The organism is Terrabacter sp. R4-6 (assembly GCF_057529065.1).
The window spans coordinates 908327-923672 of sequence record NZ_CP197224.1; the positions used below are offsets into that span (position 1 = coordinate 908327).

General features: G+C 73.0%; 14 protein-coding genes. 5 read left to right on the forward strand and 9 right to left on the reverse strand.

Features of this window, described 5'->3' with window-relative positions; genetic code table 11:
- Positions 1-12 precede the first annotated feature (12 nt).
- Genes ACSSS0_RS04260 through ACSSS0_RS04270 form a run of 3 tightly spaced genes read right to left on the reverse strand, consistent with a single transcriptional unit; the run spans position 13 to position 3201 of the window.
- Positions 13-1332: a phosphotransferase gene (locus ACSSS0_RS04260; protein WP_487230173.1), complete on the reverse strand. Its 1320-nt coding sequence runs from the start codon at positions 1330-1332 to the stop codon at positions 13-15.
- A 7-nt stretch (positions 1333-1339) separates the two neighbouring features.
- Positions 1340-1780, reverse strand: a complete 441-nt coding sequence (locus tag ACSSS0_RS04265) for a DUF6912 family protein (RefSeq protein WP_435985156.1) — start codon at positions 1778-1780, stop codon at positions 1340-1342.
- Positions 1780-3201, reverse strand: coding sequence for a WS/DGAT/MGAT family O-acyltransferase (locus ACSSS0_RS04270; RefSeq protein ID WP_435985155.1), 1422 nt, complete (start codon positions 3199-3201; stop codon positions 1780-1782). The genes ACSSS0_RS04265 and ACSSS0_RS04270 overlap by 1 nt, the downstream gene beginning before the upstream one ends.
- A gap of 40 nt (positions 3202-3241) precedes the next feature.
- On the opposite strand from ACSSS0_RS04270, the gene ACSSS0_RS04275 reads away from it, so the two are divergent.
- Together ACSSS0_RS04275 and ACSSS0_RS04280 are read left to right on the forward strand one after the other, a co-directional pair.
- A complete protein-coding gene (locus tag ACSSS0_RS04275; RefSeq protein WP_487230174.1) occupies positions 3242-3628 on the forward strand; it encodes a hypothetical protein in 387 nt (128 codons plus the stop codon).
- Between the two features lie 2 nt (positions 3629-3630).
- The gene (locus ACSSS0_RS04280; RefSeq protein WP_487230175.1) at positions 3631-5013 is read left to right on the forward strand and encodes a hypothetical protein; all 1383 of its coding nucleotides are present in this window, start codon (positions 3631-3633) and stop codon (positions 5011-5013) included.
- A gap of 15 nt (positions 5014-5028) precedes the next feature.
- Here the strand turns inward: ACSSS0_RS04280 and ACSSS0_RS04285 are convergent, their stop codons facing one another.
- Together ACSSS0_RS04285 and ACSSS0_RS04290 are read right to left on the reverse strand one after the other, a co-directional pair.
- Positions 5029-6570 carry a CpaE/TadZ family protein gene (locus ACSSS0_RS04285; protein WP_487230176.1) on the reverse strand — a complete coding sequence of 514 codons (1542 nt, stop codon included), beginning with the start codon at positions 6568-6570 and terminating at the stop codon, positions 5029-5031.
- Positions 6567-7229 (reverse strand): hypothetical protein, encoded by a 663-nt coding sequence (locus ACSSS0_RS04290; protein ID WP_487230177.1) that lies wholly within the window; start codon positions 7227-7229, stop codon positions 6567-6569. The genes ACSSS0_RS04285 and ACSSS0_RS04290 overlap by 4 nt, the downstream gene beginning before the upstream one ends.
- 286 nt (positions 7230-7515) lie before the next feature.
- Between ACSSS0_RS04290 and ACSSS0_RS04295 the strand changes: the two genes are divergently transcribed.
- A complete protein-coding gene (locus ACSSS0_RS04295) occupies positions 7516-7743 on the forward strand; it encodes a helix-turn-helix domain-containing protein (protein WP_020142994.1) in 228 nt (75 codons plus the stop codon).
- Positions 7744-7763: 20 nt separating this feature from the next.
- Here ACSSS0_RS04295 and ACSSS0_RS04300 read toward each other — a convergent pair whose 3' ends face one another.
- On the reverse strand, positions 7764-8309 hold the full coding sequence (locus ACSSS0_RS04300) for a hypothetical protein (protein WP_487230178.1): 546 nt from the start codon (positions 8307-8309) through the stop codon (positions 7764-7766).
- A 98-nt stretch (positions 8310-8407) separates the two neighbouring features.
- Between ACSSS0_RS04300 and ACSSS0_RS04305 the strand changes: the two genes are divergently transcribed.
- On the forward strand, positions 8408-9547 hold the full coding sequence (locus ACSSS0_RS04305) for a LysM peptidoglycan-binding domain-containing protein (protein ID WP_487230179.1): 1140 nt from the start codon (positions 8408-8410) through the stop codon (positions 9545-9547).
- The gene (locus tag ACSSS0_RS04310) at positions 9547-10086 is read left to right on the forward strand and encodes an Rv3235 family protein (protein ID WP_487230180.1); all 540 of its coding nucleotides are present in this window, start codon (positions 9547-9549) and stop codon (positions 10084-10086) included. The genes ACSSS0_RS04305 and ACSSS0_RS04310 overlap by 1 nt, the downstream gene beginning before the upstream one ends.
- 99 nt (positions 10087-10185) lie before the next feature.
- On the opposite strand, the gene secA is transcribed toward ACSSS0_RS04310, so the two are convergent.
- The 3 genes from secA to ACSSS0_RS04325 form a co-directional block, all read right to left on the reverse strand.
- Complete coding sequence (secA, locus tag ACSSS0_RS04315; protein WP_487230181.1) at positions 10186-13029, reverse strand: preprotein translocase subunit SecA; 2844 nt, start codon at positions 13027-13029, stop codon at positions 10186-10188.
- 202 nt (positions 13030-13231) lie between these two features.
- Positions 13232-14470, reverse strand: a complete 1239-nt coding sequence (locus ACSSS0_RS04320) for a winged helix-turn-helix domain-containing protein (protein WP_487230182.1) — start codon at positions 14468-14470, stop codon at positions 13232-13234.
- Between the two features lie 68 nt (positions 14471-14538).
- Entirely contained in the window at positions 14539-15222 is a 684-nt protein-coding gene (locus ACSSS0_RS04325; RefSeq protein ID WP_435985145.1) for a response regulator, read from the reverse strand.
- Between the last annotated feature and the right edge of the window lie 124 nt (positions 15223-15346).

The following is a 15346-nucleotide window of genomic DNA, read 5'->3' on the forward strand; positions in this document are numbered from 1 at the left end:
TCGACGCCTCCGTCACGCACCGTCGTCACGCTCGCGCCACGAGCGCAGCCGCGCCGCCACGACCTCCAGGTCGTGCGCGAGCACACCTGACGGGTCGCCACCGTCCACCGCATCGGGGTACGTCGCGCCCCGGTGGGCGTCGAACCACGGTGCGAGCGCCCACCAGGCCCGGGCCCTGGCCCCCGTGTCGTCGTCCACGGTGGACGCGACGGTCTCGGCGAACGCGGGTGACGTCGCGTTGAGCGCCCACGCGAGGTCGAGGGCCGGGTCGGTGACCCGGGCGTCGCCCCAGTCGATGACACCGGACAGCCGACCCTCGTGGGCGAGGACGTGCTCGGTCACGAGGTCGCCGTGGCACAGTGCCTGCTCACCCACGGCGCCGACCCGCTCGAGCAGCGCCTCCCCCGTGGACCGGTGCTCGGGCGGCAGCAGCGGCAGCACGACGTGCCGGAAGCGCTCGACCTGAGCGGCCCGTCCGGCGTGGTCGTCGACGGCCGACGGGCAGCCCGCGCCGGCTGCCAGGGGCAGGGGCACGGCGTGGAGCGCCGCGAGGAAGGCGGCGAAGACCTCTCCGTCGGCGGAGGTGAGGCGTGCCGGGTCGACCGCCTCGCCGGGCACGACGACGTGCCGCACCCGCAGCGGCTCACGGTCGAGCACGACCGGGCGGGGCACCTCCAGCGGCAACCCGTCCGCGATCGCGGGGAGCAGGACCGCCTCGGCGAGCAGTGCCGTCCCGACCTCCGGCCGGCGCGCCGTGCGGTCGATCCAGCGCTGCTCCACGAGCGTCGTCACGCTGTCCCAACCCTGCCGCAGCGGGACCCGGTCGGCGTGCCACCCGCGCACGATCTGCGACCACACCGCCACGCTGTCGGGCACGATGCTGTCGGCCTCGTCGTCGAAGCGGCGCACGAGCTCCTCGACGGTGACCCACTCTCCCCACGACACCTCCTCCGGCTGCCACCGGATCGGGCCGTCCCACGTCACGACGAAGCGGAAGGCGCGGTAGCGCGTGTGCGCGTCCGCGTAGTCCGCGACGCCGAGGGGCTCGAGCCGGACGCCCGAGACCCCGAGCTCCTCCTCGACCTCGCGCACCGCGCCGAGGGCCGGGTCCTCCCCCGCCAGGACGACGCCACCGGCGGCGAGGTCGAGCAGACCCGGGTAGACGTCCTTCGTCGTCGTGCGGCGGTGCAGGTAGACCCGCCCGAGAGGGTCGCGCACGACGACCGACGACGCCGCGTGGCGCAGGTTGCGCCCCCGCATGACCGAGCGCGGCGCCGACCCGGACACCTGGCCGGCCTCGTCGTAGAGCGCGACCACCTCGTCGTCGGCCATGACGGGGTCAGCCGAAGAAGGAGCGCACGTCGTCGAGCTCGGTGACGTCGTACCAGAGCAGCTCGTCGGCCTCCTCGTCGACCGCGCCGGTCACCTCGTCGTCGACGTGGAAGGACGCGACCCGCGAGAGCGGCACCGGAGACGTGAGCACGACCTTCGACACGGGGGCGCCGTCGCGCGGTGAGACCCACGCCGCGTCCGCGTCGGCGGACGCGACGACCCTCCGGTCCGAGCGCGCCGACCGGAGCCCGGCCGCCGCCTCGACGGCGTCGCTGAAGGCGGCGTACTCGAGATCCTCGACGTCGAGACCCGGCGCGGCCTGCTCGAGACCCGACGTGACGGCATACGCCGTCCGTGGGGCACCCGGGCCGGCGGCGAGCGCGCCTGCGGTGGCGAGTTCCTCGAGGCCGGCCCGTCCCAGCGGCACGTAGACGCGCACGACCGGCATCAGGACTCCCTCCCGCTCGTCAGCTCGGCGAGCGACTCGACGATGGACTGGCCGAGCACGTCGACGTCGGGCATCGCGTCGCGGTCGGCGTTGAGACCGAAGTAGACGCCGCCGTTGTACGACGTGATCCCGATCGAGAGGGCCTGGCCCTTGGCGAGCGGCGTCACCGGGTAGGTCGAGAGCATCTCGGCGTCACCGGCATAGAGCGGCGTCTGGGGGCCCGGCACGTTGGTGATCATGACGTTGTAGAGCCGGCGCGACATCGCCGAGCCGAGCCGCGCACCGAGCGCGTGGAGCGTCGGAGGGGCGAAGCCCGCGAGGTTGGCGAGCGACGTCGCGCCGACGGCCTGGCCACCCTCCATCTGCTGGCGCATGGCGAAGGCGATCTGGTGCAGACGCATCGAGGCCCCGGGCTCGCCGACCGGCAGGTTGACGACGCAGGCCATGACCTGGTTGGCGTACATCCCGGCCGGGTCGTCGCCGTAGATGCTCACCGGCACCATGGCGCGCACCGACGTGTGGGGGCTCACCGCCTCGCCGCGCCCGAGCAGCCACGCCCGGAAGCCGCCGGCGATCGTCGCCAGCACGACGTCGTTGATCGTCACGTCCTCGGCGTAGGCACCGCGGGCCAGCCGCTTGCGCACGAGGCGGTAGTCCTCGAGATCGGTCGCGATCATGACCCATCGACGGGCCGAGCCGATCTCGGCGTTGAGGGGTGAGTCCGGCGCAGGGCGCGCCGCGGTGCGCGCGACCGTCGAGAGCACCTGACCGGCCGACTCGACCGCACGCAGGCCGACGTTGAGGGCGTCGTTGAGGCCGCCGCGCACGAGGTCGACGACCTGGGTCGGGCGCCGCACCGCGTCGATGACGGCACCGGTGACGAGCTCGACCGATGACGGCGACCGGCTGGGCTCCCACGGCACGACGACGTCGTCCTGGTCCTCGCCCTTGACGGCGTCGACGATGACGTGGGCGATGTCGAGGGCGTTGACCCCGTCGATGAGCGCGTGGTGGGTCTTCGTGACGATCGCGAACCGGCCGTCGTGCAGCCCCTCGACGAGGTAGACCTCCCACAGGGGACGGGTGCGGTCGAGCTTGCGCGGCTGGACCCGGGCGACGAAGTCCTGCAGCTGCCGGTCGCTTCCCGGTCGAGGAAGGCCCGCGCGGCGCACGTGGTAGCCCATGTCGAAGGCCTCGTCGTCGACCCACACGGGGTTGCCGATGCGGCCCGGGACGTCGCGGACCTTCTGCCGGAAGCGTGGGATCGCGCCGATCCGGCTCTCGATGATGCGGACGAGCTGGTCGTAGTCGAAGCCCTCGCGAGGAGGCTGGAAGACCATGACCGACCCGACGTGCATCGACGTGGTGGACTCCTCGAGGTAGAGGAACGACGCGTCGAGCGAGGTCAGGCGGTCAGACATGCTCACACTCTGCCAGACGCCCCTGCTTAGGATCGTGGCCATGCGTACGTTTCGCGCCCTCCCGTATGCCGTGTGCGTCCTCGCGCTCGCCGGCGCCGCCGCCTGCTCGTCCGGCACCCCCGACCCCGGGCCGTCCGGTGGCACCGGCGTCGTCTCGACGGGCAGCGTCAAGCGCCTCGAGGTGACCGTCACGGGGACGACCGTGACGCCCGCGCCGGCGCAGATCAACCTGCCGATCGGCTCGACCCTCGAGCTCGTCGTCACGAGCGACCACGACGACGAGCTGCACGCGCACGGCTTCGACGTCGAGGCGACGCTCAAGGCCGGCACCCCGACCACGCTGCGCCTCACCGGGGCCGAGGCGGGCGTCTACGAGGTCGAGACGCACGAGCCGGCCCTGACCCTGCTCACGGTCGCCGTCCGCTGACCGTGGCGCCGCTCCCGGCCGCCCTCGCCCCGGCCTTCGCGCCCGCCCTCGCCCCGGCCTTCGCGCCCGCCATCGTCCCGGCCCACGGCGTCGGGAGCCGTGGCGACCTCCCCCTGCCGTTCAGCGCCCTCGTCATCGCGGCCGTCGCGGCGCTCGTCATCTCGTTCGTGGCCATCGGCACGCTGTGGCGCGAGCCGCGTCTGCGCGACACCGACGGGGTGCTGCTGCCCGGACCGGTCGCCGCCGTGCTCGACTCGCGCTGGGTGCGCGTCGTGGCCCGCGTCCTCGCCGGGATCGTCACGGTGTGGACCCTGGCGGCCCTCGTGTTCGGCCCCGACTCGGCCCGCAACCCGGTGCCCCAGGTCGTCTACGTGTGGCTGTGGGTGGGCCTCGCCTTCGCCTCGATGCTCCTCGGCCCGGTGTGGCGGGTCATCAACCCGCTCCGCGCGCTGCACGCCGGCCTCCTCCGGCTCGCCCGCGTCTCACCCGACCTCGCGGTCCTGCGCTACCGCTGGGGCCTGTGGCCCGCCGCCCTGGGACTCGGGACCTTCACGTGGGTCGAGCTCGTCGCCGAGGACAACACCTCGCTCGGCTTCCTCCGCGTCCTCGTGGCCGGCTTCTTCGCCGTGTCGCTGCTCGGCGCGGCCGTCTTCGGCCGCACGTGGTTCGACCACGCGGACCCCTTCGAGGCGTGGTCGCGGCTGCTCGGTCTGCTCTCACCGCTCGGGCGGCGTCACGACGGCCGGTGGGTGCTGCGGACCCCGCTCCACGGCGTCAACGGCCTGCGCGGCCAGCGGGGGCTCGTGCCCACCGTCGCCGTCATGCTCGGCGGGACGGCATACGACGGCTTCTCGGCCAACCTCTCGTGGGCGACGTTCGTGCAGACCTCGAGCGTGCCGTCGGGCCTGCTCCGGACCGCGACCCTGCTCGGCTTCTTCGGCCTCGTGGCGGTGACGATCTGGCTGGCCTCGGCCGTGTCGGTGCGGCTCGCGGGCGAGCCCTTCGCCCGCTCCTTCTCCTTCGTCAGCGACATCGCGCCGTCGCTGATCCCGATCGCCGGTGGCTACGTCATCGCGCACTACTGGTCGCTGTGGGTCTACCAGGGGCAGTACGCGTGGCGCCTGCTGACCGACCCCCTCGGCACCGGCGCCGACCTGCTCGGCACCGCCGGCCTCACCCCGAACGACCTGCTCATCCAGCCGACGCTCGTCGCGACGATCCAGGCCGTGAGCATCGTCGTCGGGCACCTGCTCGGTGTCCTCGCCGCCCACGAGCGGGCGATCACGGTCCTCGACCGTCGCGCGGCGGTCATCGGCCAGGTGCCGCTCATGGTCGTCATGGTCTTCTACACGCTCGGCGGTCTGACGATCCTCTTCGCGCCCTGACCGGACGCCCTCAGCTCAGCCGCCGACCGCACTCGACGCCTGGCGGCCCTGGCCCTGGCGCCCCCGTCGGCGGCCTCGCTCCCTGCGCTCACGGCGCTCCCTGCGCTCCGCCGTCGGCGCCGTCCAGGGCAGCAGGCCGGTGGCGAGGTCGGCCACGGCGTGACGCACCGGGGAGTCCGGTGCGTGCTCGACGACCGAGCGCCCGGCGAGCAGCGCCGCGTCGACGCCGGCCGCGTCGTCGGGCACGAACCGCACGGACGCGAGTCCCGCGAACCGCAGGAGCGAGTCGGCGATGCGGGACTCGGGACGGGACCCGACGGCGCCGCTGCGGACGCGGTTGACGACGGGCACGGGGTCACCGGAGGGCACCGTGCCGAGCTCCTGGAGTCCCCGGACGAAGCGCTGGAGCGCGACCGGGTCGGCCCCACCCACGGCCACGACGAGGTCGGAAGCCGCCAAGGAGGTCAGCGTGGCCTCGTTGCGTCGCGGGGCCACGGTGTCATAGCTCAGCTCCTCGTCGTCCTCGAGGCAGAAGCCGCAGTCGACGACGACGACCTGCACGAGCGAGCGGCTCAGCTCGAGCACCCGCTCGAGCGCGGCAGCCCGCACCTCTGGCCACCGCTCGGCCTTGGGCAGCCCGGTCAGCACGCGCAGCCCGGGGACGACCACGGGGGCGATCCGCGAGAGCGCAGGAAGGTCGAGCAGACCCTGGTCGGCCGCACGGCACGCCGCCGCGACCCCCGGCGCCTCGTCGAGGAGCCCGAGGGTCTGCGCGACGCAGCCCCCGTAGGTGTCGGCGTCGACGAGCAGCACCTCGACGCCCCGGCTCGCGACCTCGGCGGCGAGCGTCGTCGCGACGGTCGTGCGCCCGGGTGCACCGGTAGGTCCCCACACCGCGATGACGGGCGCACGCTCCGGGCCGCCGAGCCGCGAACCGGTCGCACGGCCGGCGTCCACGCCGTCGTCCGGCGAGCGCCCCGCGCCGCGCGACCCGGAGGCCTCACAGCCGTCGGTGGTGGCGGCGCCCGCAGGACGCCAGGCGGCGTCACCGGCGGTGGCGGCCTCCGCAGGGTCGGACGGGTCGGACGGGTCGGACGGGTCGGACTGGTCGCCCGGACGACGGGCCGCACCGGGGAGGCCGCCGGGTCCCGTTCCGGCGGCATCGTCGGCCGCGTCTCCGTGCAGGGATGCCTCGAGGCCGTCGACGTCACCCACGGCCTCGTCCAGCGACTGCTCCCACCGGTCGGCGCCCGCCTCGACCGGAACCGTGACGGTGATCGTCAGCTGTCGCAGTCGGCGCTCGGCCCCCTCGTCATCGGTGGGATGCACCCCAATCACGCGGATCCGGTTGGCGCGCAGACGGTTCACGACCGTCAGGTCGAGGCCGCGCAGGTCGGAGGAGACGACGGCGGTGTCACCGAGCCCGGCGTCGGCCACCGACAGCAGCTCGGACACGTCGGCGCACCGGCGGGTCACCGTCACGTCGCGCAGGCCCTCGAGGGTCGTGGCGACCGCCGACTCCCACTGGTGGCTCAGGGCGGTCAGGACCTCGGTCATGCGCCGCCGCCGGTGACCGCCCCGACGGACGGGACGAGAGTCAGCTTGGCCTCGCCGTCCACCGCCTCGACGAGCGGCTGGACCTTGTCGGCCGGCACGTAGATCTGCACCGACGTCATCGAGCCCGACCCGAAGCCACCGCTGCTCGTCATCACCGCGGCGACCGCTGCGGACTCGAGGACCTTCTTCGTCGGTGTGGTGGCCTCGTCGCCCGCCGTCGAGGCCTTGGGGGTGACGAAGACGTCCACCCGGCTGCCCCGGGCCAGCCCGGTCGTAGACATCGCGTCGGCACGGACGGTGACCCGCTGCACGGCGACGGCGTCGGCGGCGCCGACGGCGGACGCGGGCACGAGCTCACCGGCGCGCACGTCGCGCACCATGAACGAGCCGGTCGGGGCCGGGGCGTCGGCGGCGAGGTAGGCGTTCATCCCGTCGGCGAGACGGACGTCCGCGCGCACGAACGAGGCCTCCTCGACCTCGTCGCCGGCGACGAGGTTGCTCGCCGCGACCCACACCGGGACCCGGTCGTCGGCGCTGGCGACGGCCTTGGCACCCAGCGTCGCCGCGACGACCACGAGCAGCACGCCGACGACGAGGCGGCTGTCGCGCCAGGACGGTCGCTGCAGGCGCTTGGCGCTGGGACTGGCCAGCTCGGTCATGTGGGCCCCCTGTGGTCCGCCGGTCGATGACTGGGCGCGCCCGCCGCACGGCAGCGGACGGACGCGGCAACATCTTGCATCAACCGGGGGCAAACCGCCCGTCAGCGTGCACAGCTGGGGACGACGGCCAATACACGCGGCACCGATCCCTAGGATGGGGGTGTTCCCTGCCGTCCATCTGCGGCCCTGCCGGAGTCGGGCGGCCCCGGCCGTGGTCGGACGCACCGAGGCGGGTACGGGTGTGTTCGAGGCCGTCGACGAGACGGTGCCCTGAGGAGGAGACAACGTGGCCCAGCGGTTCCTGCAGCTCGCCGAGGTGTCGGAGATCCTCAACATCTCCTCCGCCCAGGCGTACGCCCTCGTGCGGTCCGGGGAGCTGCCGGCCATCAAGATCGGCGGGCGGGGCCAGTGGCGCGTCGAGGCCACCGAGCTCGAGGGCTACATCCAGCGGATGTACGCCGAGACGAAGTCGTTCGTGCAGGCACACCCGTTCGGCGGCTCCGCCGAGGAGTGAGGCAGCCGGCACCCGGGTCGTCAGAGCCGCCGCACCGAGCCGAGTGACCAGAAGGGCACGAGCAGCCGCCCGGTGACGTTGGCTGCACGACGCGCCTCGTCGGACGCGTGCTCGGCCAGCTCGAGGTGGTCGGCCCCGACGACGTCGATCGTCCCCGTGGCCGGGTGCCCTTCCACGTCGACCACCTCGACGACGGCACGGTCCCGACTGACCGCCCGGAGCGCCGCACCCAGGGCGAAGCGCCGCGCGACGACGGAGGGCGTCCGAGCCCCAGGCGGCAGTCCTGACACCGCACGGACCGCCGCGAGCGCGACGAGGACCGGTCGCCCCGGGGCCGTCTCGACGAGCGCCCAGTCGGGCCCGACGTCGACGAGCCTCCCCGAGACGACGCGCCCGCGCAGCCGCAGGCCGACCTGCGTCGGGCCGATGTTGGCGAGCAGCCGCGTGTGCACGTCGAGCAGGGCCCGCTCACGCCGGGTGCGGTCGGCGACCTCGGCCTCGAGCTCGCGGACGTCGTCCAGCGCGAGCTGCGCCTCGAGGTCGTCGAAGAGCCGGTCCCAGCGCATGCGCACACCCTCCCCTGCGCCGGCGTCCTCGGCCAGCCGACGATTCTTGACCAACACCATACTTGACCAAACGTACGCAAACTGCATTGAATGAAAGCATGCACAGGGGAACAGCGTCAGCGACGACCGGCACGCACCGAGCCCAGGCCACGGGCCGAGCCGGCGGCGGCGCCGCCGGCCACTTGGTCCGGGACGACCGACCTCGCCGGCCCGCCGAAGGTCGGGACCGCGCGGTCGGGCGCGAGGCCGCGGCCGGAGCAGCGGGCCTGGCGGTCGCCGTGCTGACGCTGCTGTACCTCCTGACGGTCGCGCGGCGAGGTCTCGGCACGGCCGAGGCCGCTGCTCGCCCGGACGACGTGCTCCTCCTCCTGATGGTCTGGGTCGGCGTCCTGCTGGCGGCCTGGCTGGCGATCGGGAGCCTCTTCGCCGTGGCCTCGCTCCTGCCGGGCGCGGCTGGACGGGTGGCGGGTGACGTCGCCGAGCGGGTCACCCCGGTCGCGGTGCGCAAGGTGCTGACACTCGTGCTGGGCGCCACGGTCGGCTCGATGGCCCTGCCTGCGGCGCCCGTCTCGAGTGCCGGCTCCGGTCCGAGCGCACGCGGCGCCGAGGGCCACGCATCCCCGGCCGAGCAGGCGTCCGCACCCGACCTGGCGCCCGGCTACGCGCCCACCGACCTGACGCCCGGTTATGCGCCGACCGCCGGGTCCGCCGACCCCTCGGGGCCCTCGGGCCAGGCCTCGGGTGCTGACCTCCCCGACATCCCGGAGGTCGCCGTCGTCGGTCCCGGCTACTCCCCCACCCCAGGGCACACCCCGCAGGACCTCGTCGCACCGGCACCTCCGAGGCTGCTCGACGGGCCCGGCTACGTCCCTACGCCACCGGTCCCCGTGCTCGACGCCGACCGGTCGCGGCTCCTGGCTCCGGCCCCGCGCCTCGCGACGTCGGCGCACGACCTCGTCACCGTCCGACGCGGCGACTCCCTCTGGACGATCGCCGCCCGACACCTCGGTCCGGGCACCTCCGACGCTCAGATCTGCCGGGAGTGGCCGAGGTGGTATGCCGCCAACCGCGACGTCGTGGGCGACGACCCCGACCTGCTCGTGCCGGGCCAGCAGCTGCGTCCACCCTCGAGCACGTCGCACCCGGCAACGCGCGGGACCCGCGCCACCGCGCCCCACCCGTCCACCACCCACGTCGGTGCCGGCAGCGGCGCCCCGGCGGAGCAGGGAGCCCGGTGATGACCAGAGCGACGACCGCGTCCGGCCAGACGCCGACCCCCGCCCGCGACGGCTTCACCGTCCGGCGCATCCCCCAGACGGCGCCCCGGATCATCAGCGCCGACGAGGCCTGGCACGGGGAGCCGCCCTACGCGCAGGACGCGCTCGCCCTCGACTTCTTCGGCGCACGTGACGACGAGGACTTCGGCCGGCAGCCGACCCGCACGAGCCTGCTCCCGGAGCCGGCCCCGCTCGTGGCCCGTCTCGCGCAGGCCATCGTCGAGGTCGTGTCGGGTCAGCGACCCGCGCCGCAGCTCATCCGGCACACGGCGCCGACCATCTACTCCGTCATCGCGCGGCAGGCCATGGTCGCCGGCCGACGTCGCGCACCAGGCCCGCGTCGCGCGGCCGTCGTACGTCGGGTCCGCGTGTGCGAGCCCGCCGACGGCATCGTCGAGGCGTGCGCCGTCGTCGTGTCCCACGGACGCGTCCGCGCCCTGGCCCTGCGGCTCGAGGGCCTCGACGGACGCTGGCTCGTCACCGCGCTCACCATCGGCTGACGGCACGCGTCAGCGACGGGCGCGCCCCCGGCATACGTCCGCTCCGGCATGCAGACGGCCCGGGCACCCTCGGGGGCCCGGGCCGTCTCGCGTGGTGAGTCAGCGGCGCTTGCGCTTGACCTTCTTGCCGCGACGGTCGGCCTTGCGCTCGACCGTCTGCTGGCCGCCGGTCTCGACGGCACGGCCGTCCTCACCTGGGGCGGTGTAGTGCAGGGTCGCCGGGCGCTGGGCCTCCGGGTCGAGGTCGACGCCGGAGACACGGACACCGGAGCCGAAGGGGCGACGTCCTGCGGCGGCGGCCTCCGCCTCCTCGTCGGTCTCGCCGTTGCGGGCGGCGGCACCGGTCGCGTCGTCGGCCACGTGCCCCGCGGCGGCGAGACCGCTGACGAGGTCCCCGACCGACATCGGCGCGGCGCCGACGGGAGCGGCAGCGGCCTCGGGCAGCTGCACCTCGACGGAGAAGAGGTGGCTGACCGACTCCTCCTTGATGGCCTCCATCATCGCCTCGAAGAGCTGGAAGCCCTCGCGCTGGTACTCGATGAGCGGGTCGCGCTGGGCCATCGCCCGCAGACCGATGCCCTCCTGGAGGTAGTCCATCTCGTAGAGGTGCTCGCGCCACTTGCGGTCCAGGACCGAAAGGACGACCCGGCGCTCGACCTCGCGCATCGTCTCCGAGCCGAGCGTCTCCTCACGCTGGTCGTACGCGTGGTGCGCGTCCGACATGAGCTGCTCACGCAGCAGGTCGGCCGTGATGGCCTGCCGGCCGCCGGCCATGTCCTCGACCGCCTCGATGCTGAGCGAGACGGGGTAGACCTGGCGCATCGCCTCCCAGAGCTTCTCGAGGTCCCAGTCGGCCGCGAAGCCCTCGGCCGTGGCGGCGTCCACGTAGGAACCGACGACGTCGTTGACGAAGAGCCGCAGCTGCTCGTGGAGGTCCTCGCCCATGAGCACGGCGCGGCGCTCGTCGTAAATGACCTGGCGCTGGCGGTTCATGACGTCGTCGTACTTGAGGACGTTCTTGCGGATCTCGTAGTTCTGCGCCTCGACCGACCCCTGGGCCTTCTGGATCGAGTTCGTGACCATCTTGGACTCGATCGGCACGTCGTCCTCCATGCCGGCGGTCTGCATGAAGCGGTCGACGAGGCCGGCGTTGAACAGGCGCATGAGGTCGTCGTTGAGCGAGAGGTAGAAGCGCGACTCGCCCGGGTCACCCTGGCGGCCGGAACGACCACGCAGCTGGTTGTCGATGCGGCGCGACTCGTGACGCTCGGTGCCGAGGACGTAGAGGCCGCCGAGCTCGGTGACCTCCTCGTGCTCCGCCGCGACGTCGCGCTCGGCGTTGGCGAGGGCCTCGTCCCAGGCGGCTTCGTACTCCTCCGGCGTCTCGTGCGGGTCGAGCCCGCGACGCTTGAGCTCGGCGACGGCCCGGAACTCGGAGTTGCCGCCGAGCATGATGTCGGTGCCTCGACCGGCCATGTTCGTCGCGACGGTGACAGCACCCTTGCGGCCGGCGTCGGCGACGATCGCGGCCTCGCGCTCGTGCTGCTTGGCGTTGAGGACCTCGTGCTTGATGCCGCGCTTCTTCAGCTGCTGGGAGAGGTACTCGCTCTTCTCGACCGACACGGTGCCGACGAGGACGGGCTGGCCGACGGCGTACTTCTCGGCGATGTCGTCGACGACGGCGTCGTACTTGGCCACCTCGGTGCGGTAGACGAGGTCGGCCTGGTCCTTGCGGATCATCGGGCGGTTCGTCGGGATCGGGATGACGCCGAGCTTGTAGATCGAGTTGAGCTCGGCCGCCTCGGTCTGGGCCGTGCCCGTCATGCCCGAGAGCTTGTCGTACATGCGGAAGTAGTTCTGCAGCGTGATCGTGGCGAGCGTCTGGTTCTCGTTCTTGATCTCGACGCCCTCCTTCGCCTCGATGGCCTGGTGCATGCCCTCGTTGTAGCGACGGCCGGGGAGCATGCGGCCGGTGTGCTCGTCGACGATGAGGATCTCGCCGTTCATGACGACGTAGTCCTTGTCCTTCTTGAACAGCTCCTTGGCCTTGATGGAGTTGTTGAGGTAGCCGATGAGCGGCGTGTTGACCGTGTCGTAGAGGTTGTCGATGCCGAGGAGGTCCTCGACGCGCGCGATGCCGGACTCGAGGACGCCCACGGTGCGCTTCTTCTCGTCGACCTCGTAGTCGCCGCGACCGTCCTCGCCGCGGTTGAGCCGGGCCGCGATGCGGGCGAACTCGACGTACCACTTCGTCGCGAGGTCGGCCGGGCCGGAGATGATGAGCGGCGTGCGGGCCTCGTCGATGAGGATCGAGTCGACCTCGTCGACGATGCAGAAGTTGTGGCCGCGCTGGACGAGCTCGGCGGGGTCCCACGCCATGTTGTCGCGGAGGTAGTCGAAGCCGAACTCGTTGTTCGTGCCGTAGGTGATGTCCTTGGCGTACTCGGCGCGCCGCTGCTCGGGCGTCATCTGGCTCAGGATGCAGCCGGTCTCCATGCCGAGGGCGCGGTGGACGCGGCCCATGAGCTCGGACTGGTACTCGGCGAGGAAGTCGTTGACGGTGATGACGTGGACGCCCTTGCCCGACAGCGCGTTGAGGTAGCTCGGCAGGGTCGCGACGAGGGTCTTGCCCTCACCGGTCTTCATCTCGGCGACGTTGCCGAGGTGGAGGGCGGCGCCACCCATGAGCTGCACGTCGAAGTGACGCTTGCCGAGGGTGCGCTTGCTCGCCTCGCGGACGGCCGCGAAGGCCTCCGGCAGCAGCATGTCGAGGGTCTCACCCCGGTCGAGGCGCTCGCGGAAACCCTTGGTCTCGTCGCGCAGCTCCTCGTCGGTGAGCTTCTCGAAGTCGGCCTCGAGGGCGTTGACCTGCTTGGCGATGCCCTGGAGCTTCTTCAGGGTCCGGCCTTCGCCGGCGCGAAGCAGCTTCTCGATGACGGCCATCTGGTGATCTCACTCCCGACTGAACGTGTGGACTCGCCCGGTGGGCGGGCTCCATCGCCCGTGATGGGTCACGGGACCCGCCTAGGCTAGCCGCCTTCCGGACACAACGACCAACGCATCGGCCCCCGGCCCGGTTCCGGGAGCGTGAGCGGCCCGGCCCCGCCCCTCACCGAGGGCGTATGCCGTGTGGCCGCGGGCGCGCTCAGCGGCTCGGGGCGGTGGTGGCCGGGTCGACGTTCCGGTCGACGGGGAGGTCGACGCGACCCAGCCCGAGCCAGGCGGCCATCGACTCGAGGTTGGCGAGCAGGGCCGGGCGCGCCTCGGCGGGTGCCCCGGGCTCCCAGGTGACGCGGTGGCAGCGCAGCACGCCGGCGACGCGGTCCGCCTTGAGGTCACAGCGCGCGACGAGCGCCTCGCCGTGGAGGAAGGGCAGGACGTAGTAGCCGTGCACGCGCTTCTCGGCGGGCGTGTAGATCTCGATGCGGTAGTGGAAGTCCCAGAGGGCGTGGATGCGCTCACGCTGCCAGACGAGCGAGTCGAAGGGGCTCAGCAGGGCCTCGGCGTGGACGCGTCGGGGCAGCCGCGCCTCGGCGTGGAGCCAGGCCGGCTTCCAGCCCGGCACCGTGACCGGGATGAGCTCACCGTCCGCGACGAGGCGGGCGATGGCGGGGCGGGCGTCCTCGCGCTTGATCCGGAAGTAGTCGGCCAGGCACAGCTCGGTGCCGACGCCGTGGGCCCGGGCGGCGATGCGGACGAGCTCGAGGAAGCGGTCGGGATCGGCCTCGGGTCCGGGGCGGTCGGTCCAGGCGGCCCGCAGCGGCGGCGGCGCGGTGGCGGCGAGCGCGGCATAGCGTCGCTCGAACTGCGACGTGCGCCCCGCGGAGCTGATCTGCCCGGCCCAGAAGAGGTACTCGAGGGCCTGCTTGACGTCGGACCAGTTCCAGCCCCAGTGGTCGGTGCGCCGGGGCTGGTCGTGCTGGAGGGCCGCTTCCACCTCGCGCGCGGTCATCGGGCCGCGCGCCTCGACCTCGGCCCGCACGAGGTCGACGTAGTCGGGGCGCTCCTCGAGGATGCGCCGCATGCCGCCCCACGCCTTCTCGGCGGCGGCGCGCATGCGGAAGTCGAGCAGCGGCCACGTCGACGGCGGGACGAGGCTCGCCTCGTGGGCCCAGTACTCGACGAGCCGCCTCGGGGCCCGGTCGCGGGCCCGGTCGAGCAGTGCCGGGTCGTAGGGCCCGAGCCGCGAGAAGAACGGGAGGTACTGGCTGCGGGCGAGCACGTTGACGCTGTCGATCTGGACGACCCCGACGCGGTCGACGACCCGCTGCACGTGGCGCATGGTCGCGGCGAAGGGCTCGGGACGCGGGTCGAGGAAGCCCTGGGCGGCGATGGCGGTGCGGCGCGCCTGCGCCCGGGTCATCCCGCGCGTGGCAACGGTCATGGTCGGCGCTCCTGGCGTCTCGGCCGGGTCGGTCGGGGCTCGGTCGGGGGTCGGTCGGGTCGGTCGGGTCAGTCGGGGTCGATGAGCCGCTGGCGGACGGCATACATCGCCGCCTCCATGCGCGAGTGCATCTGCAGCTTGTCGAGGATGTTGCGGATGTGGTTGCGCACGGTGTTCTCGGAGATGAACAGCTCGGCGCCGATCTCGCGGTTGAGCTTGCCCTTGGCGACGCTGCGAAGGATCTCGAGCTCGCGGTGGGTCAGCCGCGGCAGCTCCAGCCCCGGCGTGGGCGCGGGCGGCACGTCCTTCTGGCTGATCGCCTTGAACTCCTCGAGCAGCTTGGAGGCCATGAGGGGCGAGAGCAGCGACTGCCCCTGGAAGACGCCCCGGATGCCGGCTGCCACCTCCTCCGGCGGCACGTCCTTGAGGAGGTAGCCGTTGGCACCGGCACGGACGGCCTCGAAGAGGTTGGCCTCGTCGTCGGAGCTCGTCAGCATGAGGATCCGCGCCGACGGGACCCGCTGCTTGATGACCCGGCACGCGTCGATGCCGCCGCGCTTGGGCATGCCGACGTCCATGACGATGACGTCGGGCAGGATCTCCTCGGCCTGGTCGACCGCCTCGATCCCGTCGGCGGCCTCGCCGACGACCTCGATGCCGTCCTCCGTCGACAGGACGGTCTGCAGACCCCGGCGGTAGAGGGCGTGGTCGTCGACGATGAGGACACGGATGACGTCGGGGGGCGGGTTCACGGCTCCATCTTGGCCCAGACCACGGACACGCCGCCCTCTGGACGGCCCGCGTCGGCGCGGCGGGGCCCGGACGCCCGTCGGGGCGCCCCCTCGAAGGGGACGCCCCGACGCCGTCGATGCCCGG